At 70.3% G+C, this 24,233-nt stretch carries 23 protein-coding genes and 1 riboswitch; of the genes, 13 read left to right on the forward strand and 10 right to left on the reverse strand.

Annotated elements, in window-relative coordinates:
* Positions 1–69 precede the first annotated feature (69 nt).
* Positions 70–663 carry a M23 family metallopeptidase gene (locus tag AB0M27_RS06535; RefSeq protein WP_365718558.1) on the reverse strand — a complete coding sequence of 198 codons (594 nt, stop codon included), beginning with the start codon at positions 661–663 and terminating at the stop codon, positions 70–72.
* A gap of 272 nt (positions 664–935) precedes the next feature.
* Here AB0M27_RS06535 and rpsB point away from each other — a divergent pair, with 272 nt between their 5' ends.
* From rpsB to AB0M27_RS06565, 6 genes are all read left to right on the forward strand, one after another.
* Positions 936–1,829, forward strand: coding sequence for a 30S ribosomal protein S2 (rpsB, locus tag AB0M27_RS06540; protein WP_365718560.1), 894 nt, complete (start codon positions 936–938; stop codon positions 1,827–1,829).
* Positions 1,830–2,012: 183 nt separating this feature from the next.
* Positions 2,013–2,849, forward strand: a complete 837-nt coding sequence (tsf, locus tag AB0M27_RS06545; protein ID WP_365718562.1) for a translation elongation factor Ts — start codon at positions 2,013–2,015, stop codon at positions 2,847–2,849.
* Positions 2,850–3,053: 204 nt separating this feature from the next.
* On the forward strand, positions 3,054–3,812 hold the full coding sequence (pyrH, locus tag AB0M27_RS06550; protein WP_365718564.1) for a UMP kinase: 759 nt from the start codon (positions 3,054–3,056) through the stop codon (positions 3,810–3,812).
* Between the two features lie 174 nt (positions 3,813–3,986).
* The gene (frr, locus tag AB0M27_RS06555) at positions 3,987–4,544 is read left to right on the forward strand and encodes a ribosome recycling factor (protein WP_014675285.1); all 558 of its coding nucleotides are present in this window, start codon (positions 3,987–3,989) and stop codon (positions 4,542–4,544) included.
* On the forward strand, positions 4,544–5,722 hold the full coding sequence (locus AB0M27_RS06560; protein WP_365718566.1) for a phosphatidate cytidylyltransferase: 1,179 nt from the start codon (positions 4,544–4,546) through the stop codon (positions 5,720–5,722). The genes frr and AB0M27_RS06560 overlap by 1 nt, the downstream gene beginning before the upstream one ends.
* 150 nt (positions 5,723–5,872) lie before the next feature.
* Positions 5,873–6,319, forward strand: a complete 447-nt coding sequence (locus AB0M27_RS06565) for an SRPBCC family protein (protein WP_365718568.1) — start codon at positions 5,873–5,875, stop codon at positions 6,317–6,319.
* An 11-nt stretch (positions 6,320–6,330) separates the two neighbouring features.
* Here the strand turns inward: AB0M27_RS06565 and AB0M27_RS06570 are convergent, their stop codons facing one another.
* Positions 6,331–6,990 (reverse strand): YceI family protein, encoded by a 660-nt coding sequence (locus AB0M27_RS06570; RefSeq protein WP_365718570.1) that lies wholly within the window; start codon positions 6,988–6,990, stop codon positions 6,331–6,333.
* Positions 6,991–8,501: 1,511 nt separating this feature from the next.
* On the opposite strand from AB0M27_RS06570, the gene AB0M27_RS06575 reads away from it, so the two are divergent.
* The 6 genes from AB0M27_RS06575 to AB0M27_RS06600 all read left to right on the forward strand — a co-directional run bounded on the left by AB0M27_RS06575 (position 8,502) and on the right by AB0M27_RS06600 (position 14,673).
* Positions 8,502–8,657, forward strand: a complete 156-nt coding sequence (locus AB0M27_RS06575) for a hypothetical protein (RefSeq protein ID WP_365718572.1) — start codon at positions 8,502–8,504, stop codon at positions 8,655–8,657.
* A 125-nt stretch (positions 8,658–8,782) separates the two neighbouring features.
* A complete protein-coding gene (gene rlmN / locus AB0M27_RS06580) occupies positions 8,783–9,889 on the forward strand; it encodes a 23S rRNA (adenine(2503)-C(2))-methyltransferase RlmN (protein ID WP_365718574.1) in 1,107 nt (368 codons plus the stop codon).
* Positions 9,890–9,912: 23 nt separating this feature from the next.
* Positions 9,913–10,021: riboswitch (TPP riboswitch) on the forward strand.
* 86 nt (positions 10,022–10,107) lie between these two features.
* Positions 10,108–11,181, forward strand: a complete 1,074-nt coding sequence (locus AB0M27_RS06585) for a thiamine ABC transporter substrate-binding protein (RefSeq protein WP_365718576.1) — start codon at positions 10,108–10,110, stop codon at positions 11,179–11,181.
* Positions 11,182–11,228: 47 nt separating this feature from the next.
* Positions 11,229–12,830, forward strand: a complete 1,602-nt coding sequence (locus AB0M27_RS06590) for an iron ABC transporter permease (protein ID WP_365718578.1) — start codon at positions 11,229–11,231, stop codon at positions 12,828–12,830.
* Positions 12,831–13,850 (forward strand): ABC transporter ATP-binding protein, encoded by a 1,020-nt coding sequence (locus tag AB0M27_RS06595; RefSeq protein ID WP_365718580.1) that lies wholly within the window; start codon positions 12,831–12,833, stop codon positions 13,848–13,850.
* Between the two features lie 25 nt (positions 13,851–13,875).
* On the forward strand, positions 13,876–14,673 hold the full coding sequence (locus tag AB0M27_RS06600) for a maleylpyruvate isomerase family mycothiol-dependent enzyme (protein ID WP_365718582.1): 798 nt from the start codon (positions 13,876–13,878) through the stop codon (positions 14,671–14,673).
* Between the two features lie 74 nt (positions 14,674–14,747).
* Here the strand turns inward: AB0M27_RS06600 and AB0M27_RS06605 are convergent, their stop codons facing one another.
* The 7 genes from AB0M27_RS06605 to AB0M27_RS06635 all read right to left on the reverse strand — a co-directional run bounded on the left by AB0M27_RS06605 (position 14,748) and on the right by AB0M27_RS06635 (position 21,476).
* Positions 14,748–15,440 (reverse strand): LAETG motif-containing sortase-dependent surface protein, encoded by a 693-nt coding sequence (locus AB0M27_RS06605; RefSeq protein ID WP_365718583.1) that lies wholly within the window; start codon positions 15,438–15,440, stop codon positions 14,748–14,750.
* Positions 15,441–15,601: 161 nt separating this feature from the next.
* Positions 15,602–16,726: a Rossmann fold nucleotide-binding protein gene (locus AB0M27_RS06610; RefSeq protein ID WP_365718585.1), complete on the reverse strand. Its 1,125-nt coding sequence runs from the start codon at positions 16,724–16,726 to the stop codon at positions 15,602–15,604.
* Between the two features lie 16 nt (positions 16,727–16,742).
* Positions 16,743–17,150 (reverse strand): VOC family protein, encoded by a 408-nt coding sequence (locus AB0M27_RS06615; RefSeq protein ID WP_365718587.1) that lies wholly within the window; start codon positions 17,148–17,150, stop codon positions 16,743–16,745.
* A 101-nt stretch (positions 17,151–17,251) separates the two neighbouring features.
* Positions 17,252–18,637 carry a hypothetical protein gene (locus AB0M27_RS06620; protein WP_365718589.1) on the reverse strand — a complete coding sequence of 462 codons (1,386 nt, stop codon included), beginning with the start codon at positions 18,635–18,637 and terminating at the stop codon, positions 17,252–17,254.
* The gene (locus AB0M27_RS06625) at positions 18,619–19,359 is read right to left on the reverse strand and encodes an ATP-binding cassette domain-containing protein (protein WP_365718591.1); all 741 of its coding nucleotides are present in this window, start codon (positions 19,357–19,359) and stop codon (positions 18,619–18,621) included. The genes AB0M27_RS06620 and AB0M27_RS06625 overlap by 19 nt, the downstream gene beginning before the upstream one ends.
* 211 nt (positions 19,360–19,570) lie before the next feature.
* The gene (locus tag AB0M27_RS06630) at positions 19,571–20,935 is read right to left on the reverse strand and encodes an aspartate aminotransferase family protein (protein ID WP_365718593.1); all 1,365 of its coding nucleotides are present in this window, start codon (positions 20,933–20,935) and stop codon (positions 19,571–19,573) included.
* A 19-nt stretch (positions 20,936–20,954) separates the two neighbouring features.
* Positions 20,955–21,476 (reverse strand): Lrp/AsnC family transcriptional regulator, encoded by a 522-nt coding sequence (locus AB0M27_RS06635; protein ID WP_323376913.1) that lies wholly within the window; start codon positions 21,474–21,476, stop codon positions 20,955–20,957.
* Between the two features lie 170 nt (positions 21,477–21,646).
* Between AB0M27_RS06635 and AB0M27_RS06640 the strand changes: the two genes are divergently transcribed.
* The gene (locus AB0M27_RS06640) at positions 21,647–23,086 is read left to right on the forward strand and encodes a gamma-aminobutyraldehyde dehydrogenase (protein WP_365718595.1); all 1,440 of its coding nucleotides are present in this window, start codon (positions 21,647–21,649) and stop codon (positions 23,084–23,086) included.
* Between the two features lie 65 nt (positions 23,087–23,151).
* On the opposite strand, the gene AB0M27_RS06645 is transcribed toward AB0M27_RS06640, so the two are convergent.
* Positions 23,152–24,111: a hypothetical protein gene (locus AB0M27_RS06645; protein ID WP_365718597.1), complete on the reverse strand. Its 960-nt coding sequence runs from the start codon at positions 24,109–24,111 to the stop codon at positions 23,152–23,154.
* Between the last annotated feature and the right edge of the window lie 122 nt (positions 24,112–24,233).

The raw sequence follows: 24,233 nt of genomic DNA on the forward strand, positions 1-24,233 counted from the left end.
TCCCCCCAGTGGGGGACCCCAGTGTCCACCCGTGCCGCCCCAGCGGCACGACTGCCCGTAGCTACGCAGCTAGGACGGCAGTGGTACCTCCAGCACCGGCAGCAGTCTCGGTGGCCCCCTGTGCAGGAGCCACGGCGGTAGCAGCGACAGAGGGTCCAGGTAGGTCTCCCCTCGGCGCAGGCCCCAGTGCACGCATGTGGCCGGGCAGTGGGAGCCGGTCGCCTCCACCGTGCCCACCGTCTCTCCCGCCCTCACCTCCTCCCCCTTCCGGACCGACGGGGTAATCGGCTCATACGTCGTTCGAAGATCCGTGCCCGTCAGCTCCACGGAGACCACCCCCTTCCCCGCCACACGCCCCGCGAAGGACACCCGGCCCGGGGCGACCGCCCGTACGGCGGAGCCGGGCGGCGCCGCCAGGTCCACGCCCCGGTGGCCGGGGCCGTACACCGTCGCCGGTGGTTCCCAGCCCCGTAACACCAGGGGCCGGACGCCCACCGGCCAGACGCGCGCGAGGGGCGGGACCGGGGCCTGTGGGGGCGGTGCGGGGGCCGCCGGCGGGGTGTCCGCCCAGGACCGGCAGGGCACCAGGGCGGCCAGGCAGGCCAGGGGCAGGCCGAGGAGCAGACCCACCGACAGCAGGACATATCGCATCGCTTCTCGCATGCGACAACCGTCCCGCACCCCGCCGGTCACGGCCGGAGACTGTGGACAACCCGCCGGTTGTGGACAGCGGCGTCACCCGGTGGCCCGGCGGTCCCGTACACTTCTTCTGGCGATCCGGGTCACCGGGTCGACTTCGCACGCCCCGACACCGGGCCGTCAAACGGTCGGTGTCAGCGCCTCTCGGTCCTTCGCGGCAAGGCGCGTCGCGGGCGTCAGGCGCGGGAGCCGTCCGGTCCCCGCGGCACAACCGAGAAACTCAAGGAGATACGGCCATGGCCGTCGTCACGATGCGGGAGCTGCTGGAGAGCGGCGTCCACTTCGGTCACCAGACCCGTCGCTGGAACCCGAAGATGAAGCGCTTCATCTTCACCGAGCGCAACGGCATCTACATCATCGACCTGCTCCAGTCGCTGTCGTACATCGACCGCGCCTACGAGTTCGTCAAGGAGACCGTCGCCCACGGCGGCACGGTCATGTTCGTCGGCACCAAGAAGCAGGCGCAGGAGGCCATCGCCGAGCAGGCCACCCGCGTCGGCATGCCCTTCGTCAACCAGCGCTGGCTGGGCGGCATGCTCACCAACTTCTCGACCGTCTACAAGCGTCTGCAGCGCCTCAAGGAGCTCGAGCAGATCGACTTCGAGGACGTCGCCGCGTCCGGTCTGACCAAGAAGGAGCTTCTCGTGCTCTCGCGCGAGAAGGCCAAGCTGGAGAAGACCCTCGGTGGTATCCGCGAGATGCAGAAGGTGCCGAGCGCCGTCTGGATCGTGGACACCAAGAAGGAGCACATCGCCGTCGGTGAGGCCCGGAAGCTGAACATTCCGGTCGTCGCGATCCTCGACACCAACTGCGACCCCGACGAGGTCGACTACAAGATCCCGGGCAACGACGACGCGATCCGCTCCGTCACCCTGCTCACCCGTGTGATCGCCGACGCCGTCGCCGAGGGCCTCATCGCCCGCTCCGGCGTCGCCACCGGCGAGAAGGGCGAGAAGGCCGCGGGCGAGCCGCTCGCCGAGTGGGAGCGCGACCTGCTCGAGGGTGAGAAGAAGGACGAGGCTCCGGCCGCCGAGGCCGCTCCGGCCGCCGAGGCCGCCACCGAGGCTGCTCCGGCCGCCGAGGCCGCTCCGGCCGAGGGTGAGAAGGCCGCGGAGGGCGAGCAGGCCTGACGCCGGTACGTCAGCGTTCGACGGCGGGGGCGGCACTGCATCCGACAGCGCCTCCGGCGCGGTGAAGTCCGCCCCCGCTGTTCACCCGCAGGTCGGCACGACGTACGCGTTCCGCGGCTACATGTGGAACGCAACCGTGTGGACCTGAAGATCTTCCAGACTTCGAGAAAGACTCACAGACTCATGGCGAACTACACCGCCGCCGACGTCAAGAAGCTCCGTGAGCTCACCGGCGCCGGCATGATGGACTGCAAGAAGGCGCTGGACGAGGCCGAGGGCAACGTCGACAAGGCCGTCGAGGCGCTGCGCATCAAGGGCCAGAAGGGCGTCGCCAAGCGCGAGGGCCGCTCCGCCGAGAACGGCGCCGTGGTCTCCATCATCGCCGACGACAACTCCTCCGGCGTCCTGGTCGAGCTGAAGTGCGAGACGGACTTCGTCGCCAAGGGCGAGAAGTTCCAGGCCGTGGCCAAGGCCATCGCCGAGCACGTCGCCAAGACGAACCCGGCCGACCTCGAGGCCCTGCTGGCCTCCGAGATCGAGCCCGGCAAGACCGTCCAGGCGTTCGTGGACGAGGCCAACGCCAACCTCGGCGAGAAGATCGTCCTGGACCGCTTCGCGCAGTTCTCCGACGGCTTCGTGCTCGCCTACATGCACCGCACCATGCCCGACCTGCCCCCGCAGATCGGTGTCCTGGTCGAGCTCGACAAGCCGAACTCCGAGGTCGCCAAGGGCGTCGCCCAGCACATCGCCGCCTTCGCGCCGAAGTACCTCTCCAAGGACGAGGTCCCGGCCGACGTCGTCGAGTCCGAGCGCCGCATCGCCGAGGAGACCACCCGCGCCGAGGGCAAGCCCGAGGCCGCGATCGCCAAGATCGTCGAGGGTCGTCTCAACGGCTTCTTCAAGGACGCCACGCTGCTCGGCCAGCCGTACGCGCTCGACAACAAGAAGTCGGTCCAGAAGGTGCTGGACGAGGCCGGTGTCACCCTGAAGCGCTTCTCGCGCATCAAGGTCGGCATCTGAGCCCGTTCCGCGATCGACGCGCGACCCGCGGGAAATTCTCGGTAGGGTCGACAGCAGTCGTCCGCGCACACCGCCACACCCCGGGGTGGGGCGGACGGCAGCAGATCTGACGAGGAGGCCATTGCCGCGTATGGGAGCGAAAAGCGACCCCACCGGCAATGGCCTTCTTCGTATGTGCAACACGTGAAAGAGGCGGGATCTCCCATGACCACCAAGGCCCAGAAGAGCGACGACGGCAAAGTACGCGGCCGGTTTCTGCTGAAGCTGTCCGGAGAGGCCTTCTCCGGTGGCGGGGGCCTGGGCGTGGACCCGGACGTGGTGCACAAGATCGCCCGGGAGATCGCGGCCGTCGTCCGTGACGGGGCAGAGGTCGCGGTCGTCATCGGCGGCGGCAACTTCTTCCGCGGCGCCGAACTCCAGCAGCGCGGCATGGACCGCGCCCGCTCCGACTACATGGGCATGCTCGGCACCGTGATGAACTGCCTCGCCCTCCAGGACTTCCTGGAGAAGGAGGGCATCGACAGCCGAGTGCAGACCGCCATCACCATGGGCCAGGTCGCCGAGCCGTACATCCCGCTGCGCGCCGTGCGCCACCTGGAGAAGGGCCGCGTGGTCATCTTCGGCGCCGGTATGGGCATGCCGTACTTCTCCACCGACACCACCGCCGCCCAGCGCGCCCTGGAGATCGACGCCGAGGCGCTGCTCATGGGCAAGAACGGCGTGGACGGGGTCTACGACTCCGACCCCAAGACCAACCCGGACGCCGTCAAGTTCGACGCCCTCGGCTACGGCGAGGTCATCACCCGCGACCTCAAGGTCGCCGACGCCACCGCCATCACGCTGTGCCGTGACAACAAGCTCCCGATCCTCGTCTTCGAGCTCCTCGCGGAGGGCAATATCGCCCGTGCCGTCAAGGGTGAGAAGATCGGCACGCTGGTGGGTGACCAGGGCAGCCGAGACTGACCCGGCATCAACCCGGCCGGTGGTGTGCGGCCCCGTAAGGGGCCTGACCCTGGCCGGGGGATGGACAATGTCCTGCCGGTCGGGAACCGTGCAGGAAGAAGACGCGACGCAGCCGGCCGCCGCCCGCCAGAGGAACCGCAGCCGGGCCTTACTCAAGACACGCAGGAGCAAGTGGTGATCGAAGAGACCCTCCTCGAGGCCGAGGAGAAGATGGAGAAGGCCGTCGTGGTCGCCAAGGAGGACTTCGCCGCGATCCGTACCGGCCGTGCGCACCCGGCGATGTTCAACAAGATCGTGGCCGACTACTACGGTGCCCCGACGCCGATCAACCAGCTGGCCTCGTTCTCCGTGCCGGAGCCGCGCATGGCGGTCGTGACCCCGTTCGACAAGAGCGCGCTGCGCAACATCGAGCAGGCGATCCGCGACTCCGACCTGGGGGTCAACCCCAGCAACGACGGCAACATCATCCGTGTGGTGTTCCCCGAGCTGACCGAGGAGCGCCGCCGCGAGTACATCAAGGTCGCGAAGGGCAAGGGTGAGGACGCGAAGGTCTCCATCCGGTCCGTGCGCCGCAAGGCGAAGGACGCCATCGACAAGCTGATCAAGGACGGCGAGGTCGGCGAGGACGAGGGCCGCCGTGCGGAGAAGGAGCTGGACGACACCACGGCGAAGTACGTCGCCCAGGTGGACGAGCTCCTGAAGCACAAGGAAGCGGAGCTGCTCGAAGTCTGATGAGCGACTCTTCCTGGGGGGCGCCGCCCGCGGCGGGCCAGGCCGGGTATTGGGGACCCGCCGAGGGCGGGCCGTCCCAGTCTGTCCCGGGGGCCGGCCCGGCGGGTCCCGCGTACGATGCGCCTGAGGCGCAGCAGACTCGCCCCATGCCCATCGTGCCCGAGGACCCCGCGTACGGTGGAAACGCTTACGGCGGAGACCAGGATGGCGACCGGGGGGCCGCTCGCCGGAGCGGCCCCTTGTTCCAGGGATTCCACGACGAGTTCCGCCCTGAGCCCCCTCAGGCCCGCACCCTCCCGGCCGAGAGCCAGAATCCGGAGCCCATGCCCGACGCCCACCAGCCGGCCCCAGCGCCGCAGAAGAAGAGCGCGGGCCGTGACCTGAGCGCAGCCATAGGCGTCGGGATCGGGCTCGGTGTGGTGATCGTCGCCTCCCTGTTCGTCGAGAAGGCCGTCTTCGTCGGGGTGATCGCGGTCGCGGTCGTCGTCGGCCTGTGGGAGCTGACCAGCCGGCTGCGGGAGCGCAAGGACATCAAGGCGCCGCTGGTGCCGCTCGCGGTGGGCGGTGCGGCGATGGTGGTCGCGGGGTACGTCCGCGGCGCCGAGGGCGCCTGGGTCGCCATGGCGTTGACGGCGTTGGCAGCCCTGGTCTGGCGCATGACGGAGTCGCCGGAGGGCTATCTCAAGGACGTCACGGCGGGCGTGTTCGCGGCGTTCTACGTGCCGTTCCTGGCCACGTTCGTGGCGATGATGCTGACCGCGTCCGACGGCCCCTGGCGGGTCCTCACCTTTCTCCTCCTGACGGTCGTCAGTGACACCGGCGCCTACGCGGTCGGCTGGCGGTTCGGCAAGCACAAGCTGGCCCCGCGCATCAGCCCTGGCAAGACCCGCGAGGGCCTGGTGGGCGCGGTGCTGTTCGCGATGGTCGCGGGCGCGCTGTGCATGCAGTTCCTGATCCACGACGGCACCTGGTGGCAGGGCCTGCTGCTGGGCCTCGCGGTCGCCGCCAGCGCCACGCTGGGCGACCTCGGCGAATCCATGATCAAGCGCGACCTGGGCATCAAGGACATGGGCACCTTGCTCCCCGGGCACGGAGGCATCATGGACCGCCTCGACTCGCTCCTCCCGACGGCCCCGGTGGTCTGGCTCCTGCTGGTGCTCTTCGTCGGCTCCGCGTGAGCCACGGGTCGGGCTCCGCGTGAGCCTCGTGTCGTACGGCTTCCGGGCCCCCGTCCTGCGGGCAGGACGGGGGCCCGTCGACGTTGGTCGTACGGCCCTTGAGGTGGGACGATCTGGAGACGAGCCCTCTGTCCGGGAAAGGAGGTCGTGATGTCCGCCTTCCATGAGGAGATCGACGTCGACCGGAGTCCCGGTGACGTGTGGGCGTACCTCAGCGACCCGTCCCACCTGCCGGAATGGCAGAAGAGCGCGGTGTCGGTCGAGCAACTCGACGACAGCCCCTTCGGACTCGGGTCCCGGCTCCGGATCACCCGCCACGTCGGCCGCCGCGACGTGCCGCTGACCATGCGGGTCACCGAGTTCGAACCGCCGCGCTCGTGGAGCATGCAGGGCATCGACGGTCCGGTCCGGGGCCGGGTCCACGGCGAGGTCGTCCCGCTCCCCGACGGCCGTACGCGCGTGACCATGGACCTGGACTTCGAGGGCCGCGGCGTCGGCAGGGTGCTGATCCCGCTCGTCGTACGCCCCCAGGTCCGCAGGGAACTCCCGGAGAACGAGCGGCTGCTCAAGGAGCGGCTGGAGCACGCCGCCGGCTAGCCGGAAGCTCCTCAGGCGGTGGCCCGGATGGCGGCGATGTCGAACTGCAGGCGGACCTTCTCGCTCACCATGGCCCCGCCCTGGGCCAGCCGCGCGTCGTAGGACAGCCCCCAGTCGGAGCGGTTGATGGTGGTGGTGCCGTCGAAACCGACCCGCTCGTCACCGAACGCGTCGATGACGTGACCGATGTAGGTGAGCTCCAGATCGACGGGACGGGTGGTGTCCTTGATCGTGAGGTCGCCGGTCATGCGGTAGACGTCCTGGCCCGCCAGCCGCACGGCCGTGCTCGTGAAGGTCATCCGCGGGTGCGCCCCGGCGTCCAGGAACTGCCGGCCGATCACGTGCGCGTTGCGCTGCTCGACACCCGTGTCGACGCTGGCCGTGTACAGCACGATGTCGGCCCGGGAGCGGGTCGGCTCACGGCCGTCGAAGTACAGACGGCTCTCGTACTCGGTGAACGCGCCCCGCACCGTCGTCACCATCGCATGCCGCACGGAGAACCCGATCCTGCTGTGCGCGGGATCGATCAGCCACTCGCCGGTGAGGCCCGCCAGCTCGGGATCGGGCAGAACGGCGGTGGCGGTGGCACCGGCCGCCGGGACGGCGGTCGCCACGGGCGCGGCGGACTGCTGCGCGCGCCGGTGGAAGGAGTTGCGGCCGAAAAGGTTCATGGACTCGTGGTTACGGCAGGGCAGGGAGCCGGACAAGGGCCGATCAGGAAACCCGACCGTTCCCCGGCAGAACTTCACAGGGCGCAGCAACGGCGACCGTCCCGTGCCCATAGCCTTCGAGGGGGATCTCCAGGAACACTGTGTTGCGGGCCTTTACAAGGGGGTTGATCCCGCAACCTTCGGCCGTCACCCGTGACACCCCGGCCACACGGGCCGCTGAAGACAGTGACCCCGGGCGGGGTCATGGCGCTTGCCACTCCGGGGGAGGCGCGCGGGCGCCGATACGCGGGGGGAGGCTCGTCCACCCCCGTAACGAGTCTGCCCCTGCTCGAAATCTGGCCCGAGTGCCCAACGTGGCAGGGCACCCAGGCCACTTCAGGGGGCGGGGTGGCGCGGTCACACACCGAACAGCGACGGGCGACTAGCCTGCGGAACAGAGGCCGTCGTTCGGACAGAACACAACCCCCGTGTAGTTGTGGCCGGTCCGTATGGTCACGGGATTCGGGTCGGGGGGGAAGTTGACGTAAGAACCCGCGTCAGCTGTAGCGCTGAAGTGGACCGTCGTCCCGACCGGGAAGCTCGCAGTGCAGTGCGGCCGAGCGACGGACAGGTTCGGTCGGACGGGCGCCAGTGGGCGCCGACCGGTCTTCGGCGCGGGTCAGTGCCTCCCGTACGGTGTCGCGCTGGAGGCGCGGGGAGATGCCGACAGTCTCGCTCTCGGCGATCTGCTTTTCGAGGAAGGCGAGGATCGCCCGGAGCCGCGGTGCATCAGGCGGGAAGAGCAGTCGTGCCCGACAGCTGGCACAGACGCCCTCGCAGCTCGGTCCGGCCGGGCCGCGTGGCGAGCTGCCGGTAGGTGGCGCGTCACTCCTACCGTGCTTGGGCGAGGTCGTCGAGGAACGGTCGCACCGCAAAATTCAAGCATGTGTTCGATTCTTCGGCGTCATCGTGGAGGCAGGCACGTGACGGGTAGGGCATGCGCCGGAACCGAGAGGGAGTCACACACCCGCCGAATCCTTAAAAATTTACCTAAGTCCTATTGACTAGGGCCATATCCGGTGCATTGTGATTAATAGGCCATAACACCGAAAGAGTTACAAAGTCGATGAGGACGTCTAGTCGACGGAGCGACTTGGACAGGATGTGGTTCAGGCCCCCGGCAAGCCGGCGCGATACCGGAATGACAGTGACGACTGAAGCTCCAGGACACGCGCAGCACTACCGGGGACTGCTTTGCCCTCGGAGCCGTCGCACGGGCCGGGTCGCCGTGCGACGGCTGTGCTGAGCCCGCGAAGCCGCCCGCCTGGTTTCCCTGAGGTGGGCTGCTCGTGCAACGAGCGCGGACGGTGACCGCACTCGGCCGCCTGCTGCGGGCGGTCCCGAGGTGCCGGCCGTCGACGTGGTGCGGGAGAGCTGGGCGGCAACTGTCGCGGCCCTGCCTGTGGGGACGCGGATCACTGGCGAAGTCATCGGTCGCGGGGCCCATCGGAATCCTCATACGTATAGATCGCGTGCCGAACGCCATGGCGCTGGCGGAGATCACGTCCATGCCGCGGGGAATGGACCTCCCGGCCCTCGGCGCCTTCGTCAGTGGTGAGGGCCTCAGGCACGCCTACAACCACCAGGTCAGGGTCCGGCTCGACGAGTGGCGGGCAGCCGACGAGTGATCGCCCCTGGGCCGTCCCTGGGCCGCCCGAAGCCGCTCAGCAGCGACCGGTGACGCCTACTGACGACTGACGTAGCGAGCCGCAGCCGCAGGTCACCCATTTGGATCTGCGACACTGGTAACGCCATGCCTAAGCCCGGAGAACTCACTTTCGTCGCCCCGCGCGGAGCTCAGAAGCCGCCGCGGCATCTTGCCGATCTCACGCCCACCGAGCGCAAGGACGCGGTGGCCGAGGCCGGGGAGAAGCCGTTCCGCGCCAAGCAGCTCTCGCAGCACTACTTCGCGCGGTACGCGCACGACCCGGAGCAGTGGACCGACATCCCCGCCGGATCGCGTGCCAAGCTCCAGGAAGCGCTGTTCCCCGAGCTGATGACCGTCGTGCGGCATCTGTCGACCGACGAGGGGACCACCCGCAAGACGCTGTGGCGGCTGTTCGACGGGACCCTCGTGGAGTCCGTGCTGATGCGGTACCCGGACCGGGTCACCATGTGCATCAGCTCGCAGGCGGGCTGCGGGATGAACTGCCCGTTCTGTGCGACCGGGCAGGCGGGGCTCGACCGGAATCTGTCCACAGCCGAGATCGTCCATCAGATCGTGGACGGGATGCGGGCGCTGCGGGACGGAGAGGTGCCCGGCGGGCCCGCTCGGCTCTCCAACATCGTCTTCATGGGCATGGGCGAGCCGCTCGCCAACTACAAGCGTGTCGTGGGTGCCATTCGGGCGCTGACCGATCCGGCTCCGGACGGGCTGGGGTTGTCGCAGCGCGGGATCACCGTGTCCACCGTCGGGCTCGTGCCGGCCATCCACCGGTTGGCCGACGAGGGCTTCAAGTGCCGGCTCGCGATCTCCCTGCACGCCCCCGACGACGAGCTGCGCGACACCCTCGTCCCCGTGAACACGCGCTGGAAGGTGCGCGAGGTGCTGGACGCCGGGTTCGAGTACGTCGAGAAGAGCGGGCGCCGGCTGTCCATCGAGTACGCGCTGATCCGGGACATCAACGACCAGGCGTGGCGCGGCGACCGGCTGGGCCGGCTGCTCAAGGGCAAGCCCGTGCACGTCAATCTCATTCCGCTGAACCCGACGCCGGGGTCGAAGTGGACCGCCTCGCGGCCCGAGGACGAGAAGGCGTTCGTCGAGGCCATCGCCGCCCACGGCGTGCCCGTCACCATCCGGGACACCCGTGGCCAGGAGATCGACGGAGCCTGTGGTCAGCTCGCTGCCACCGAGCGGTAATCTGGCCGGGTCCACATATCTTCATATTCCGACAGGGGAGCGCCACAGCGCTGAGAGTGCGGCGGACAGGGCCGCAGACCCTCTGAACCTCGCCCAGGTCATTCTGGGTAGGAAGTTCGGTCATCACTCAAGCTGTTGCGCCCTGCCCGGGTCCTTTCCACACACAAGGCCCGGGCAGGGCCGCGTCTCTTCCTGGCCAACCCCCAGGAGGACATCCAGTGCACAACAAGACCTTCGTGGCCGTGGCGGTCGGGCTCGGCCTGATCGGCCTGTCCGCGTGCGGTTCGACCGACACGAAGTCGTCCGCGGACTCCAAGACCGTCACCCTGGTCAGCCACGACTCGTGGCGTATCTCGAAGAACGTGCTGAAGGACTTCGAGCAGCGGACCGGGTACAAGGTCCGCAATCTGCAGGACGGCGACGCCGGGCAGGCCGTCAACAAGGCGATCCTGACCAAGGACAACCCGCAGGGCGACGTCTTCTTCGGCGTCGACAACACCCTGCTGTCCCGTGCCCTCGACAACGGCCTCTTCCAGCCGTACACCGCCAAGGGCCTCGACAAGGCCGGCGCCGCCTACCAGCTCGACCAGGACAAGCACCGGGTCACGCCCGTCGACTACGGCGACATCTGCGTCAATTACGACAAGGCCTACTTCAGCAAGCACCAGCTGACCCCGCCGCAGTCCTTCGCCGACCTCGCCAAGCCCGAGTACAAGAACCTCCTCGTCACCGAGAACGCCGCCACCTCCTCGCCGGGCCTCGGCTTCCTGCTCGGCAGCGCGGCCCAGTTCGGAGACGACGGCTGGCAGGACTACTGGAAGAAGCTCAAGGCCAACGGCGTCAAGGTCGTCGACGGCTGGGAGCAGGCGTACTACCAGGAGTTCTCGGGTTCGTCGGAGGGCAAGAAGGCCGGCGGTGACCGGCCGCTCGTTGTCTCGTACGCCTCCTCCCCGCCCGCCGAGGTCATCTACGCCAAGAAGCGGCCCAGCACCGCTCCGACCGGGGTGTCGTACGGCACCTGCTTCCGGCAGATCGAGTTCGCCGGGCTGCTCAGCAACGCCCAGAACCCCAAGGGCGCCAAGGCGTTCATCGACTTCCTGGTCTCCAAGGAGTTCCAGGAGGACATGCCGCTGAACATGTTCGTCTACCCGGTGGTCGAGGGCGCGAAGGTTCCCGCCGAGTTCACCGAGTACGGCAAGGCCGCCGAGCACCCCGAGACCATGGCTCCCGGCAAGATCGCCGCCAACCGTGACCAGTGGGTCAAGTCGTGGACCTCGCTCGTACTGAAGTAGCCCCCGACACGAGGGACCGGCGCGGGAGCGCGGCGCGGTTCGGGCTGATGGCCCTGCCCGTCGCGTTCTTCGCGCTGTTCTTCGCCTGGCCCGTGGCCGCGATCGTCGCGCGCGGGCTGAAGGTGGACGGCGCCTGGCAGTTGGGGCGGACCGCGGACGTGGTCACGCGGCCGGACATCCGGCACGTGCTGTGGTTCACCACATGGCAGGCGCTCGCCTCCACCGGGCTCACCCTGCTGCTCGCGCTGCCCGCCGGGTACGTCTTCGCCCGTCTCGACTTCCCGGGCAAGCAGGTGCTGCGAGCGGTCGTCACCGTCCCGTTCGTGCTGCCGACCGTCGTCGCCGGCAGCGCGTTCCTCGCCCTCGTCGGGCACGGCGGGCTGCTCGACGACCTGTGGGGCGTACGGCTGGACACCACGGTGTGGGCGATCCTGCTGGCCCACGTCTTCTTCAACTACGCGGTCGTCGTACGGACCGTGGGCGGGCTGTGGTCCCAGCTCGACCCCCGGCAGGAGGAGGCCGCCCGGATGCTGGGCGCGTCTCCGCTCGGCGCCTGGCGGAGGGTCACCCTCCCGGCGCTCGCACCCGCGGTGGCCGCCGCCGCGTTGATGGTGTTCCTGTTCACCTTCACCTCCTTCGGCATCGTGCAGATCCTCGGCGGCCCCACCTTCTCCACCCTCGAAGTGGAGATCTACCGACAGACGTCCGAGGTCTTCGACCTTTCCGCGGCCGCCGTCCTCACCCTCGTCCAGTTCGTCGCGGTCGGCTTGATCCTCGCCGTGCACGCCTGGACGGTACGGCGCCGGGAGACCGCTCTGCGGCTCGTCGACCCGAAGACGGCCGCCCGCCGCCCGCGCGGCGCCGGTCAGTGGGCCCTGCTCGCCGGTGTCCTCGTCACCATCGCGCTGCTTCTCGTCCTGCCCCTCGCCGTGCTGGTCCGCCGCTCCCTGGACGCGCCGGGCCTCGGCTACTACCGGGCGCTGACGAACCCCGACGGCGGTACGTTCCTGGTGGCGCCCGCGCACGCGGTGTGGACCTCGCTGCAGTACGCCGTCGCCGCCACCGCCGTCGCCGTGGTGATCGGAGGTCTCGCGGCCGCCGCGCTGGCCCGCCGGGACGCCGGCCGCCTGGTCCGGGGCTTCGACGCGCTGCTGATGCTGCCGCTCGGCGTCTCCGCCGTGACCGTCGGCTTCGGCTTCCTGATCGCCCTCGACAAGCCGCCGCTGGACCTCAGACAGTCCTGGATCCTCGTCCCGCTCGCGCAGGCGCTGGTCGGCGCCCCCTTCGTCGTACGGACCATGCTGCCCGTGCTGCGCGCGGTGGACGTACGCCTCCGGGAGGCCGCCGCCGTGCTCGGGGCCTCGCCCTGGCGGGTGTGGCGGGAGGTGGACCTGCCGCTGGTGCGGCGGGCGCTGCTGGTCGCGGCCGGGTTCGCCTTCGCCGTCTCGCTCGGCGAGTTCGGGGCGACCGTGTTCATCGCCCGGCCCGACAACCCGACGCTCCCGGTCGCCGTGGCCCGGCTGCTCAGCCGCCCCGGAGACCTCAACTACGGCCAGGCGATGGCCCTTTCGACCATTCTGATGGTGGTGTGCGCCGCCGCGCTGCTGTTCCTGGAGCGGCTGCGCACCGACCGGACGGGGGAGTTCTAGATGCTGCTGAGCCTCGATGCCGCGACCGTGCGCTTCGGCGGGCGGGCCGTGCTCGACGCGGTCGATCTCGACGTCGCCGAGCACGAGGTGGTGTGTGTGCTGGGCCCCAGCGGCAGCGGGAAGTCGACCCTGCTGCGGGCGGTCGCCGGGCTCCAGCCCCTCTCCGGCGGACGGGTGTTGCTCGACGGCCGCGACCATGCGGGCGTGCGCGCGCACCGGCGGGGCGTCGGCCTGATGTTCCAGGACCACCAGCTCTTCCCGCAGCGGGACGTCGGCGCGAACGTGGCGTTCGGACTGCGCATGCACGGCGTCGCCAAGGGCGAACGGGACGCCGAGGTCGGGCAGTTGCTGGACCTGGTCGGGCTGCCCGGGGCCGCCCGGCGGGCCGTGGCCTCCCTGTCCGGCGGTGAGCAGCAGCGCGTGGCCCTCGCCCGGGCGCTGGCTCCCCGGCCCCGGCTGCTCATGCTCGACGAACCGCTCGGCCAGCTCGACCGCTCCCTGCGCGAACGACTGGTGGTCGAACTCCGCGAACTCTTCCGCCGGTTGGGTACGACCGTGCTCGCCGTGACCCACGACCAGGGCGAGGCGTTCGCGCTGGCCGACCGGGTGGTGGTGATGCGGGACGGACGGATCGCCCAGTCCGGCACGCCTCTTGAGGTGTGGCAGCGGCCCGCCGACGCGTTCGTGGCCCGCTTCCTCGGCTTCGACAACGTGGTCCCGGCGACCGTCGCCGGCACGGCCGCCGACAGCCCCTGGGGCAAGCTGCCGGTCCCCGACGGCTCCCCGCAGGGCAGCCGCACGCTCCTCGTCCGGCCCGCCGGGGTGCGGCTCGTGGCGGCCGACACCGGCCTGCCCTGCACGGTGACCGCGCGCACCTTCAAGGGCACCCATGTGGCCGTCCACCTCCAGCCGGCGGACGGGCCGCGCCTGGAGGCGGCCTGCGCGCTGCGGGACGCGCCCGAGGTCGGGGACGGGGTGGGCGTGGAGTTCGACGCGGCCGAAATCGTCGTGCTCGACTGATCGGCGCGCCCCTAGGGTGAGGCTCATGACCTTGCTCGCGCATGAGCGCTACTGCGACGAAATCGCCGACCAGGTGGGCCGGTTCCGGGCCCTGCTGACCTCCGGCGCCGATCTGACGGCCACCGTGCCGACCTGCCCGGAGTGGACGCTGGAACGGCTGGTACGGCACATGGGCGGCGCCCTGCGCTGGGTGGCCACGCTCGTGGGGACGCGGGCCCAGGAGATGGTCCCGCACGAGCAGGTACCGCTCGGCGCGGGACCGGACGCCGAGGGGGACGCGGCAGCCCTCGACGCATGGCTCGCGGAGACCGGCGAGCTGGTCGTCGGGGCGCTGCGCGAGGCCGGTCCCGACGCCAAGGTGTGGTCCTGGACCGGCACGGCCACGAGCGGGTTCTGGGCCCGTCGGATGACCCACGAGATCACCGTGCACCGCGCGGACGCCGCGCTCACGGTCGGGGTGCCCTACGAGGTCGCGCCCGAGGTCGCCGCCGACGCGCTGGACGAGTGGCTGCAGCTCGTGGAGTGGGTGCAGCGCTCAGGGGCGCGGAAGTGGGCCACGGAACTGCGCGGCACGGGCCGCAGCATCCATCTGCACGCCACCGACGCCGACCCCGCGCTGAACGCCGAGTGGCTCGTCGAGCTGGGCGAGGACGGCGTCAGCTGGCGGCGTGGCCACGAGAAGGCCACCGTCGCCCTGCGCGGCCCGCTCACCTCCGTGCTGCTCGCCTTCTACAACCGGCTGCCGCTGGACACCCCCGGCCTGGAGGTCCTCGGCGAGCGTGAGCTGCTGGAGTTCTGGCTGAAGCAGGCCACCTTCGGCTGACACACGACCGCGGCCCGTCCCCTGGGGATAGGAGGACGGGCCGCGGTGGCGTACTGGTGAGAGCGGGCGAGGCGTCAGCCGTTGCCGCGGGCTCCACGACGGCGCATGCCGAAGTAGACCGCGCCACCGCCGACGACGACCAGCGCGCCCGCGATGCCGGCGATCAGGCCGGTGTTGGAGTTGGCACCGGTCTCGGCGAGGTTCGAGTCACCGGCCGCCGGGGACGGCGCGTTGCTCGACGTTCCCGCCGGGGCGGAGCTGGACTCGGAGGCCGACGGGGTCGGGGTGGCCGACTCGGCCGGGGCGGACGTCGACGGCGACGGCTTCGGCGTCGAGGAGGCCGGCGGGGTCGGGGTCGGGCTGTCGGTCTTGCAGGCGGTGGACGCGGTCACCAGGTCGGGCTGGATGTCCTCGTCGACGATGTTGGCCGCCTTGATGTGGACGCGGTAGGTCGCGCTGGGCTTCCAGTCCTCAGGGAAGCTGACCGGAGTGCCTTCGGCCGAGCCCTTGACCTCCTGCTTGCCCACCTGGGTCTCCACGCCGCCGCTGTCCTTCAGGAACACGGTGACGGTGGCGGGGGTGCCGGAGCGGTCGGTGTCGGTGACGACGATGACGCCCTTGTCGCCGTCGCACTTGGCTTCGGCCTTGAAGTCACGGATGTTGCACGCGAGCGCGGAGCTGGACAGACCCAGCACGACCGCGGTCGAGGCGGAGGCGACACCCAGAATGCGCACGGAACGGCGTACGCCACGGTGAGATATGGACAACGTTTGTCCTTTACAGAGTGCAACTGCGGGGGGTTCAGGGGGCGTTGAGGCACGAGATGAGGCGAGTGCCCCACCACCCCCAAGTGGCTCACAGGTCTATAAGCGCTCCGTAAGCAGTGTCAATGCATATGCCGTCAACGACCGTTGGCTTTACTTGCTTATTACGCGCCGAGACGTTTGATCGCCTCCGGAGCCTGCTCGATCCGGTCAACCAGGGCGATACGGGACTCCATCGACCGGCCCCGGGCGAGTGCCCGCAACAGCGGCCAGGCGGGCAACTCCCGTGTCCAGTGCGCCTCGTCGACCAGCACCATGGGCGTCGGTTCACCGCGCGACTCGTAGTAGTTGGGCGTCGCGTTGTCGAAGACCTCCTGTACGGTCCCGGCGGCGCCCGGCAGGAAGACGACCCCGGCGTTGGAGCGGGCCAGCAGGCCGTCCTCGCGGGTGGCGTTGGCGAAGTACTTGGCCGTGTGCGCGGCGAAGGCGTTGGGCGGCTCGTGGCCGTAGAACCAGGTGGGGATGCCCACCGAAGCGCCGCCGCCCGGCCAGCGCTCGCGGACCTCGAAGGCGGCGCGCGCCCAGTCGGTGACGGACGGCCGGAAAGAGGGGGTCTTCGCCAGGAGCCGGAGGGCGTCGTGCAGCATCTCGTCGCGGAACGGGGCCGCGTACGCGCCGAGGTTCGCGGCTTCCATCGCACCGGGCCCACCGCCGGTGGCCACCGTGAACCCGTCGCGGGTCAGCTCCCGGCCGAGCCGGGCGGCGCCGGCGTACTCGGCCGTACCGCGGGCCATCGCGTGGCCGCCCATGACGCCCACCACCCGGGCGCCGACGAGGAGTTCGTCGAGGGCGTCGGAGACGGCGTCGTCGTGGATCGAGCGGAGCATGGAGGCGAATATGTCGCCGTCGGCCTTGGTCTGCTGGAACCAGGCGTAGGCCCGGGCGTCCGGAGTCGCCTCGTAGCCCTCGTCGAGCGAGTCGAAGAGTTCGCCGGGCGCGTAGACGAAACCGCGGTAAGGGTCGAACGGCAGCCCCGGGACGGGCGGGAAGACCAGGGCCCCGGAGGCGCGCACCCCGGCGGCCGCCTCGGCGTTCATGGGACAACCGAGGAAGACGGCGCCGGTCGTGTCGGTGGTGAGCAGGATGTCCGTACGGCTCGTCAGATCGACGGCCTGGACGCGGTACTGGGCGAGTGTGCCGTGCTCGGCGACGACCTCGTCGAACTCGGCGAGGGACTCGATCTCACGGTCGCGGGCGGCACGGTTCGGCTGGGCGGGTGTCGGATGCACCCGCCCATGCTAGGCGTCAGCCCTCGATCGCCGCCGGGTCCATCCACACGACCTCCCAGCTGTGGCCGTCGAGGTCGTCGAAGGAACGGCCGTACATGAAGCCCTGGTCCTGGACGTCGGGGTTGGCGGTGCCGCCGGCCGCGACCGCCTTGCCCACCAGCTCGTCGACCTTCTCGCGGCTCTCCGCGCTCAGGCAGATCAGCACCTCGCTGGTCTTCGAGGAGTCGGCGATCTCCTTCTTCGTGAAGTCGGCGTAGCGCTGCTTGCTGAGCAGCATCGCGATGATCGTGTCGCTGATCACGACGCAGGCGCAGTCGTCGGTGCTGAACTGGGGGTTGATCGTGTAGCCGAGCTCGGTGAAGAAGTTCTTGGACGCCTCGACGTCGTTGGTGGCCAGGTTCACGAAGATCATCTGCTGGTACATGAGGTGTCTCTCCCGACGTGGTTCGCTCGTGCCGAAGTCAGTGTGTTCGGTGGGTAGACCGGGGGTCCCCGGAGAACTCATCGGTCGCCGCGGAACTTTTTTCACCGGTCCACGGAGAGGGCCGCCAGGGCGGCGACGGCGAGGGTGAGCGGGCCGAACAGCGCCAGCAGGGCCGCCGCGCGCAGGGCCGCGGCCGCGCGCAGCGTCGAGGCCGGGGCGCCGAGACGCAGCAGCGCGGCGGTCGTGTCGGCCCGGCACTGGCGGGTCTCCACGGCCGCGGTGAGGAGGGTGGCGACCGTGCAGCCGGTGACGAGCAGCGCGCCGAGGGTGGTCAGGGGGCCGAACGACGGTGCCGAGCCGGCGTACAGCGTGGTCATGGCGTAACCGGCGGACCCGACCGCGCAGACGACGCCGAGGGGCCGGCCGATGCGAGTGGCCTCCGTCATGAGGACCCGGCCGGCCAGGAGGCGGAGGGCGCCGGGGCGGGAGGCCTGCAGGAGTCGGCCGCACAGGTGGGTCAGGCCGGGGGCGGCCAGCACCAGGCCGGTCGCGGTGAGGAGGCGGCCGAGGAGTACGGCGGCGTTCGAGTGGTCGGCGTAGGACTGGGCCGCGAGGCCGGTGGCGAGGAGGGCGATGCCCCAGGGGAGGCCGGTGGGAGCGGTGTGCTGGGGGCCGGGCATGACGGCGGCCAGGCTGTCGTCCGGAGTCGGGGTTTCGGCGTCGGCGTCGCCGGCCGGCGCCGGCGGCAGGCCGCCGTGCTGTGGGTCGGCGGCCGCCCCAGCGGAACGACCGCGCGCGGGCCGACGGCCGGGCTGCTCGCCGTCGTCCACCTGTCCGTGCTCGTCGCGAGGGCCCCCGGCCCCCGGCCGCGACCGCGCCCCGAACCTGCCGTACGTCCCGAACGGCTCGCGTGCCACCGAGTAGCCGTACGCCCCGAAGCGCCCGTACCCGCGCAGCAGCGGGGTCGCAGGGCGGGGGTCCTTCGGGCGCAGGGTCAGGGCCACCGTGGTCGAGGCGACGGCCGGGACCAGGCCCAGCAGGGTCAGGGTCGCCGGGACGGGGAGGTGTTTGCCCGCTGCCAGGAAGTCCGTCGCCGCGCCGTCGAAGGGCAGGCCGGTGAGGTTGCCGCGCAGGTGCAGGAAGGCCAGCAGGGCCAGCAGCGAGCCCACGGTGCAGGACAGGGCCGTGGTCAGCGCGGAGATCGCCATCAGGCGCGCCGGACCGAGGCCCACGGCGGACAGGCCGGTGCGTGGCCGGGTGCCGGGGTCGGTGCGGGCGACGGCGAGGGCGAAGTACACGGTGGCGGCGAGCGGCACCGCACACCAGGACAGCCGCAGCGCGGCCGCGTCCGCGGCCTCGGGGTGGTTCAGGGCGTAGCCGAAGCAGGAGAGCAGGAGGAAGCCGGTGCCCGCCGAGGCCGCGGCCACCAGCAGGCGGCGCAGCTGGACGGCGGGCCGGGCCGCCCCGGTCAGACGGAGAGTGACCACGCGGCGCGGCCTTCCGTCTCGGGGGCGTCGGGCAGGTGCACGGTGCTGACGCGCCGGCCGTCCAGCAGGGCCACGGTGCGGTCGGCGAGGGCGGCGGTGTCGGGGTCGTGCGTGGCGAGGACCACGGTGATGCCGTGCGAGCGGGCGGCCGTGGTGAGGGTGCGCAGCACGTGGTTGCGGTCGGCGCGGTGCAGCGGAGCCGTGGGCTCGTCGGCGAAGAGGACCGTGGGGGCCGGGGCCAGCGCCCGGGCGATGGAGACGCGCTGGCGCTCGGCCTGCTGGAGTTCGTGCGGGCGGTTGCGGGCCCGGTCGCCGACGTCGAGCCGCTCCAGCCACTCCAGCGCCGCGACCTTGGCCCTGCGGCGGCCGGTACCGCGCAGCATCAGCGGGAGCGCGGCGTTCTCCCAGACGTTCAGCTCGGGGACGAGCACCGGCGCCGGGTCGATCCAGCCGAAGCGGTCCCGGCGCAGCCGCTCCCGGTGCATCGGGCCCAGGGTGTGCATGGGCACGCTGTTGAACCACACCTCGCCGCTGCGCACCGGCACCAGGCCGGACAGACAGCGCAGCAGGGTCGTCTTGCCGCTGCCGCGCGGGCCGGTGACGGCGAGGATCTCGCCCTCGCGCACGCCGAGCGAGATCCCGGTGACCCCGGGGGAGCCGTCGGGGTGCGTGAAGTGCAGGGAGCGTGCCCAGAGCACGTCGTTGTCCGGCGGGGCCTCCATGGGCGTACTCCTCGGTTCTGATCCGTTTTCCCGTGCCTCGTCCCTCGTGTGGGGGAACGAAGGCTGGGCCGATCGGTCACTGGCACGCTAGGCAGCCGTCGCCGGGAGGCCGGACAGCACACGGCCCCGGGCCGCCGTTCTCACTCGAACGGACGGCACCGGGGCCGGTGTCGATCAGCTGATCGGATGGATGCGACTACAGCAATGCGGACTACAGCTTGGTCCACGCCTCAGTCAGCGTCGCGCGCAGGATCTGCTCGATCTCGTCGAAGGTCTCCTGGTTGGAGATCAGCGGAGGGGCGAGCTGGACGACCGGGTCGCCGCGGTCGTCGGCACGGCAGTACAGGCCGTTGTCGAACAGCGCCTTGGAGAGGAAGCCGTACAGGACGCGCTCGGTCTCCTCCTCGTTGAAGGACTCCTTGGTGTTCTTGTCCTTCACCAGCTCGATGCCGTAGAAGAAGCCGTTGCCGCGGACGTCGCCGACGATCGGCAGGTCGTGCAGCTTCTGCAGCGTCTGCAGGAACGCGCCCTCGTTGTCCAGCACGTGCTGGTTGAGGTTCTCGCGCTCGAACAGGTCGAGGTTGGCCAGACCCACCGCGGCGGAGACCGGGTGGCCACCGAAGGTGTAGCCGTGCAGGAAGGTGTTGTCGCCCTTGTAGAACGGCTCGGCGAGCTTGTCGGAGATGATGCAGGCGCCGATCGGGGAGTAGCCCGAGGTCATGCCCTTGGCGCAGGTGATCATGTCCGGGACGTAGCCGAACTTGTCGCAGGCGAACATCGTGCCGAGGCGGCCGAAGGCGCAGATGACCTCGTCCGACACGAGCAGCACGTCGTACTTGTCGCAGATCTCGCGCACGCGCTGGAAGTACCCGGGCGGCGGCGGGAAGCAGCCGCCGGCGTTCTGCACCGGCTCCAGGAAGACCGCGGCGACGGTGTCCGGGCCCTCGAAGAGGATCTGCTGCTCGATCTGGTCGGCGGCCCAGCGGCCGAAGGCCTCCGGGTCGTCACCGAAGATCGGCGCGCGGTAGATGTTGGTGTTCGGCACCTTGTGCGCGCCCGGGACGAGCGGCTCGAACGGTGCCTTCAGGCCGGGCAGACCCGTGATGGACAGGGCGCCCTGCGGGGTGCCGTGGTAGGCGACCGCGCGGGAGATGACCTTGTACTTGGTCGGCTTGCCCTTGAGCTTGAAGTACTGCTTGGCGAGCTTCCAGGCCGTCTCGACGGCCTCGCCGCCGCCGGTGGTGAAGAAGACCTTGTTCAGGTCGCCCGGGGCGTAGTCGGCCAGGCGCTCGGCCAGCTCGACGGCCTTCGGGTGGGCGTAGGACCACACCGGGAAGAAGGCGAGCTCCTGGGCCTGCTTGAACGCGGTCTCGGCCAGTTCCGTACGGCCGTGACCGGCCTGGACCACGAACAGACCCGCGAGACCGTCGAGGTAGCGCTTGCCCTTGTCGTCGTAGATGTAGGTGCCCTCACCCCGGACGATGGTCGGGACCGGGGAGTTCTCGTACGAGGACATGCGGGTGAAGTGCATCCACAGGTGGTCGTACGCGGTGCGGCTGAGGTCCTTGGTGCTCACGGTTATCGGGTCCTCACGGTTATCGGGTTCCCCACATGTAGGTCTGCTTCTTCAGCTTCAGGTAGACGAAGCTTTCGGTGGAGCGCACTCCGGGCAGGGACCGGATGCGTTTGTTGATGACGTCCAGCAGGTGGTCGTCGTCCTCGCAGACGATCTCGGCGAGGATGTCGAACGAGCCCGCGGTCATCACCACGTACTCGACTTCCGACATGTCAGTCAGCGCGTCCGCGATCTTCTCGACATCACCCTCGGCGTTGATCCCGACCATCGCCTGCCGGCGGAAGCCCACGGTGAGCGGGTCCGTGACGGCGACGATCTGCATCACGCCCTGGTCCAGCAGCTTCTGGACGCGCTGGCGCACGGCCGCCTCGGAGAGCCCGACCGCCTTGCCGATCGCGGCGTACGGCCTGCGGCCGTCCTCCTGGAGCTGCTGAATGATGGCGAGGGAGACGGCATCCAGCTGGGGGGTGCCGCCGTTCCTGGACTCGCGGGTGGAGTCCCTCTGGTCTGCGCTTCGACTGGCCACGACCTCACTGTGCACGAGGTCTCGACAGTTTCGCAAGCCCCGATCGATGAAATCCGTTGTTTGAGACTCACAGTCGTGCGGATTTCGCAGAAGACGTGGCCGTGGGGGTGTTGAAAACGTGGGCCCGGCGGCTAGGGTGGGTGTCTCAGTGAGTGGACGCAAAGAACCAGATCAGGAGGCCGGCAGTGAGCACCGAGCTGCGTCGTCTGCGCAACTACATCGACGGTGAGTTCCGGGACGCCGCCGACGGACGGACCACCGAGGTGGTCAACCCCGCGACGGGCGAGGCGTACGCGACCGCGCCGCTGTCCGGCAGGGCGGACGTGGACGCCGCCATGGAGGCCGCCGCCCGCGCCTTCCCGGCCTGGCGCGACACCACCCCCGCCGAGCGCCAGAAGGCCCTCCTCAAGATCGCTGACGCGTTCGAGGAGCGCGCCGAGGAGCTCATCGCGGCCGAGGTGGAGAACACGGGCAAGCCGATCGGGCTCACCCGCTCCGAGGAGATCCCGCCGATGGTCGACCAGATCCGCTTCTTCGCGGGCGCGGCGCGGATGCTGGAGGGCCGCTCGGCCGGCGAGTACATGGAGGGGATGACCTCGATCATCCGCCGTGAGCCGGTCGGCGTCTGCGCGCAGGTCGCGCCGTGGAACTACCCGATGATGATGGCGGTGTGGAAGTTCGCCCCCGCGATCGCGGCCGGCAACACCGTGGTCCTCAAGCCCTCGGACACCACCCCGGCCTCCACCGTCCTGATCGCCGACATCATCGGCTCGGTCCTGCCCAAGGGCGTCTTCAACGTCGTCTGCGGCGACCGTGAGACCGGCCGGCTGATGGTCGAGCACGACATCCCGGCGATGGCGTCGATCACCGGCTCGGTCCGCGCCGGCATGTCGGTGGCCGAGTCGGCGTCGAAGGACCTCAAGCGGGTCCACCTGGAGCTCGGCGGCAAGGCCCCGGTCGTCGTCTTCGAGGACACCGACATCGCCAAGGCCGTCGAGGACATCTCCGTGGCGGGCTTCTTCAACGCCGGCCAGGACTGTACGGCCGCCTGCCGCGTCCTCGTGCACGAGTCGATCCACGACGAGTTCGTGGCCGCGCTGGCGAAGGCCGCCGAGGACACCAAGACCGGTCAGCCGGACGACGAGGACGTGCTCTTCGGCCCGCTGAACAACCCCAACCAGCTCAAGCAGGTCGAGGGCTTCATCGAGCGGCTGCCCGCCCACGCGCGCGTGGAGGCCGGCGGCAAGCGCGTCGGCGACAAGGGCTACTTCTTCGCGCCGACCGTCGTCTCCGGCGTCAAGCAGGACGACGAGATCATCCAGAAGGAGGTCTTCGGCCCGGTCATCACCGTCCAGACCTTCTCCGACGAGGACCAGGCCGTCGAGTACGCCAACGGCGTGGAGTACGCCCTCGCCTCCTCGGTGTGGACCAAGGACCACGCCCGCGCGATGCGCATGTCCAAGAAGCTCGACTTCGGCTGCGTGTGGATCAACACCCACATCCCGCTGGTCGCGGAGATGCCGCACGGCGGCTTCAAGAAGTCCGGCTACGGCAAGGACCTGTCGGCGTACGGCTTCGAGGACTACACGCGGATCAAGCACGTGATGACGTCCCTGGGCGAGTAAGCACCGGGAACAGCAGTGAGCGGCCCCCGGACGGGTTCACCTCCCCGTCCGGGGGCCGGGCTGTGTCACGACAGGAAGCCGGCCGATACGGCGATCAGCATCCCCGGAACCGCGCCCAGCAGCAGAGCGGCGCCCAACAGCAGGAGCGGCACGCCGGCGACCAGGAGCAGCGGAGTGAGGCACAGCTCGGTGGAGGTGATCAGCGTGCGGTCCCCCCGGCCCTCCTCCAGCAGCCACAGGCGGCGGATCGGCACCGCGGCGAGGGAGGGGCTGGGCACCGCCCGGCCGTACGCCGTCTCACGCCCGGCCGTGTCCGTATGGACGTACCGCTGTTCCCACGGGCCGCCGACGCCGCGGGCGCGCTCGGTGCCGCGGTACTCGACCGCGACACGGCCGCCTCGGACGGCGCCCCGGGTCCGCGAGATCACCAGCCGGCAGACCATGCCCCCGAAGCCGGTCAGCCCGAGCCCGAAGTTCACGAGGGGGATGCAGATCAGCGCCGGGCCCCACCCGCCGACGAGTCCGACCAGCACGCAGTAGCAGGCCAGCACGACGAGGGTGGCGCGGGTCAGCAACTGCCGGGCGGTGAAGCGCTCCCTCAACCGCGGCCGGGAGGCGGCTTCCTGAACCGGCGTAGTCGCCGCGGGCGCGCCGATACCCGCCTTTTCCGACGTCGTTGGCGGCTTCGGTGGCTTCGGCGTGCACCCGCTACCGCCCGGTGGCCGTACCGCCCCCGCGCCGTCGGCCGGCAGCGCTCCGACGAGACGGGCGTTGAGACGGTGCAGGGCCGCGAGGCCCTCGGTCAGTTCACGCCGCGCGGATACCGGATCGCGCTCGGCCACCCGTGCGGCCTGCTCATAGGCGTCCAGAGCCCGGGCGTACTCGACGGCCATCACATGGGTGACACCCGGACGGTCCGCGGCGAACGGATGCCCCGCCAGCAACTCGCCGAATGCCGTCAACTGGCCCTGCAGACGGGCCGATTCCTCCCGCGCCTCGCGGCGCCGCTTCCCTGGTGGCAGCACCCGGTCATCGTCCTCCCGGGAAGCGGCCGGGACACTGTGCGGTGCGGGAAGCATATCCGGTCGCGTGTTTCCGTACCCCGGCAACGGCCGTTGATCGACAGGGTGTCGGGCAGCCGGGGGCA

The sequence above is a fragment of the Streptomyces sp. NPDC052107 genome (assembly GCF_040680215.1).
Taxonomy (GTDB): domain Bacteria; phylum Actinomycetota; class Actinomycetes; order Streptomycetales; family Streptomycetaceae; genus Streptomyces.

What these genes read in the sequence shown, in the direction of transcription:
- AB0M27_RS06600 (WP_365718582.1), top strand. Translation starts at nt 13,876, where the DNA reads ATGACCTTGCTCGCGCATGAGCGCTACTGCGACGAAATCGCCGACCAG.
- rpsB (WP_365718560.1), top strand. Translation starts at nt 936, where the DNA reads ATGGCCGTCGTCACGATGCGGGAGCTGCTGGAGAGCGGCGTCCACTTC.
- AB0M27_RS06595 (WP_365718580.1), top strand. Translation starts at nt 12,831, where the DNA reads ATGCTGCTGAGCCTCGATGCCGCGACCGTGCGCTTCGGCGGGCGGGCC.
- AB0M27_RS06615 (WP_365718587.1), bottom strand. Translation starts at nt 17,150, where the DNA reads ATGTACCAGCAGATGATCTTCGTGAACCTGGCCACCAACGACGTCGAG.
- AB0M27_RS06570 (WP_365718570.1), bottom strand. Translation starts at nt 6,990, where the DNA reads ATGAACCTTTTCGGCCGCAACTCCTTCCACCGGCGCGCGCAGCAGTCC.
- AB0M27_RS06625 (WP_365718591.1), bottom strand. Translation starts at nt 19,359, where the DNA reads ATGGAGGCCCCGCCGGACAACGACGTGCTCTGGGCACGCTCCCTGCAC.
- AB0M27_RS06535 (WP_365718558.1), bottom strand. Translation starts at nt 663, where the DNA reads ATGCGAGAAGCGATGCGATATGTCCTGCTGTCGGTGGGTCTGCTCCTC.
- rlmN (WP_365718574.1), top strand. Translation starts at nt 8,783, where the DNA reads ATGCCTAAGCCCGGAGAACTCACTTTCGTCGCCCCGCGCGGAGCTCAG.
- AB0M27_RS06590 (WP_365718578.1), top strand. Translation starts at nt 11,229, where the DNA reads ATGGCCCTGCCCGTCGCGTTCTTCGCGCTGTTCTTCGCCTGGCCCGTG.
- AB0M27_RS06560 (WP_365718566.1), top strand. Translation starts at nt 4,544, where the DNA reads ATGAGCGACTCTTCCTGGGGGGCGCCGCCCGCGGCGGGCCAGGCCGGG.
- AB0M27_RS06565 (WP_365718568.1), top strand. Translation starts at nt 5,873, where the DNA reads ATGTCCGCCTTCCATGAGGAGATCGACGTCGACCGGAGTCCCGGTGAC.
- pyrH (WP_365718564.1), top strand. Translation starts at nt 3,054, where the DNA reads ATGACCACCAAGGCCCAGAAGAGCGACGACGGCAAAGTACGCGGCCGG.
- tsf (WP_365718562.1), top strand. Translation starts at nt 2,013, where the DNA reads ATGGCGAACTACACCGCCGCCGACGTCAAGAAGCTCCGTGAGCTCACC.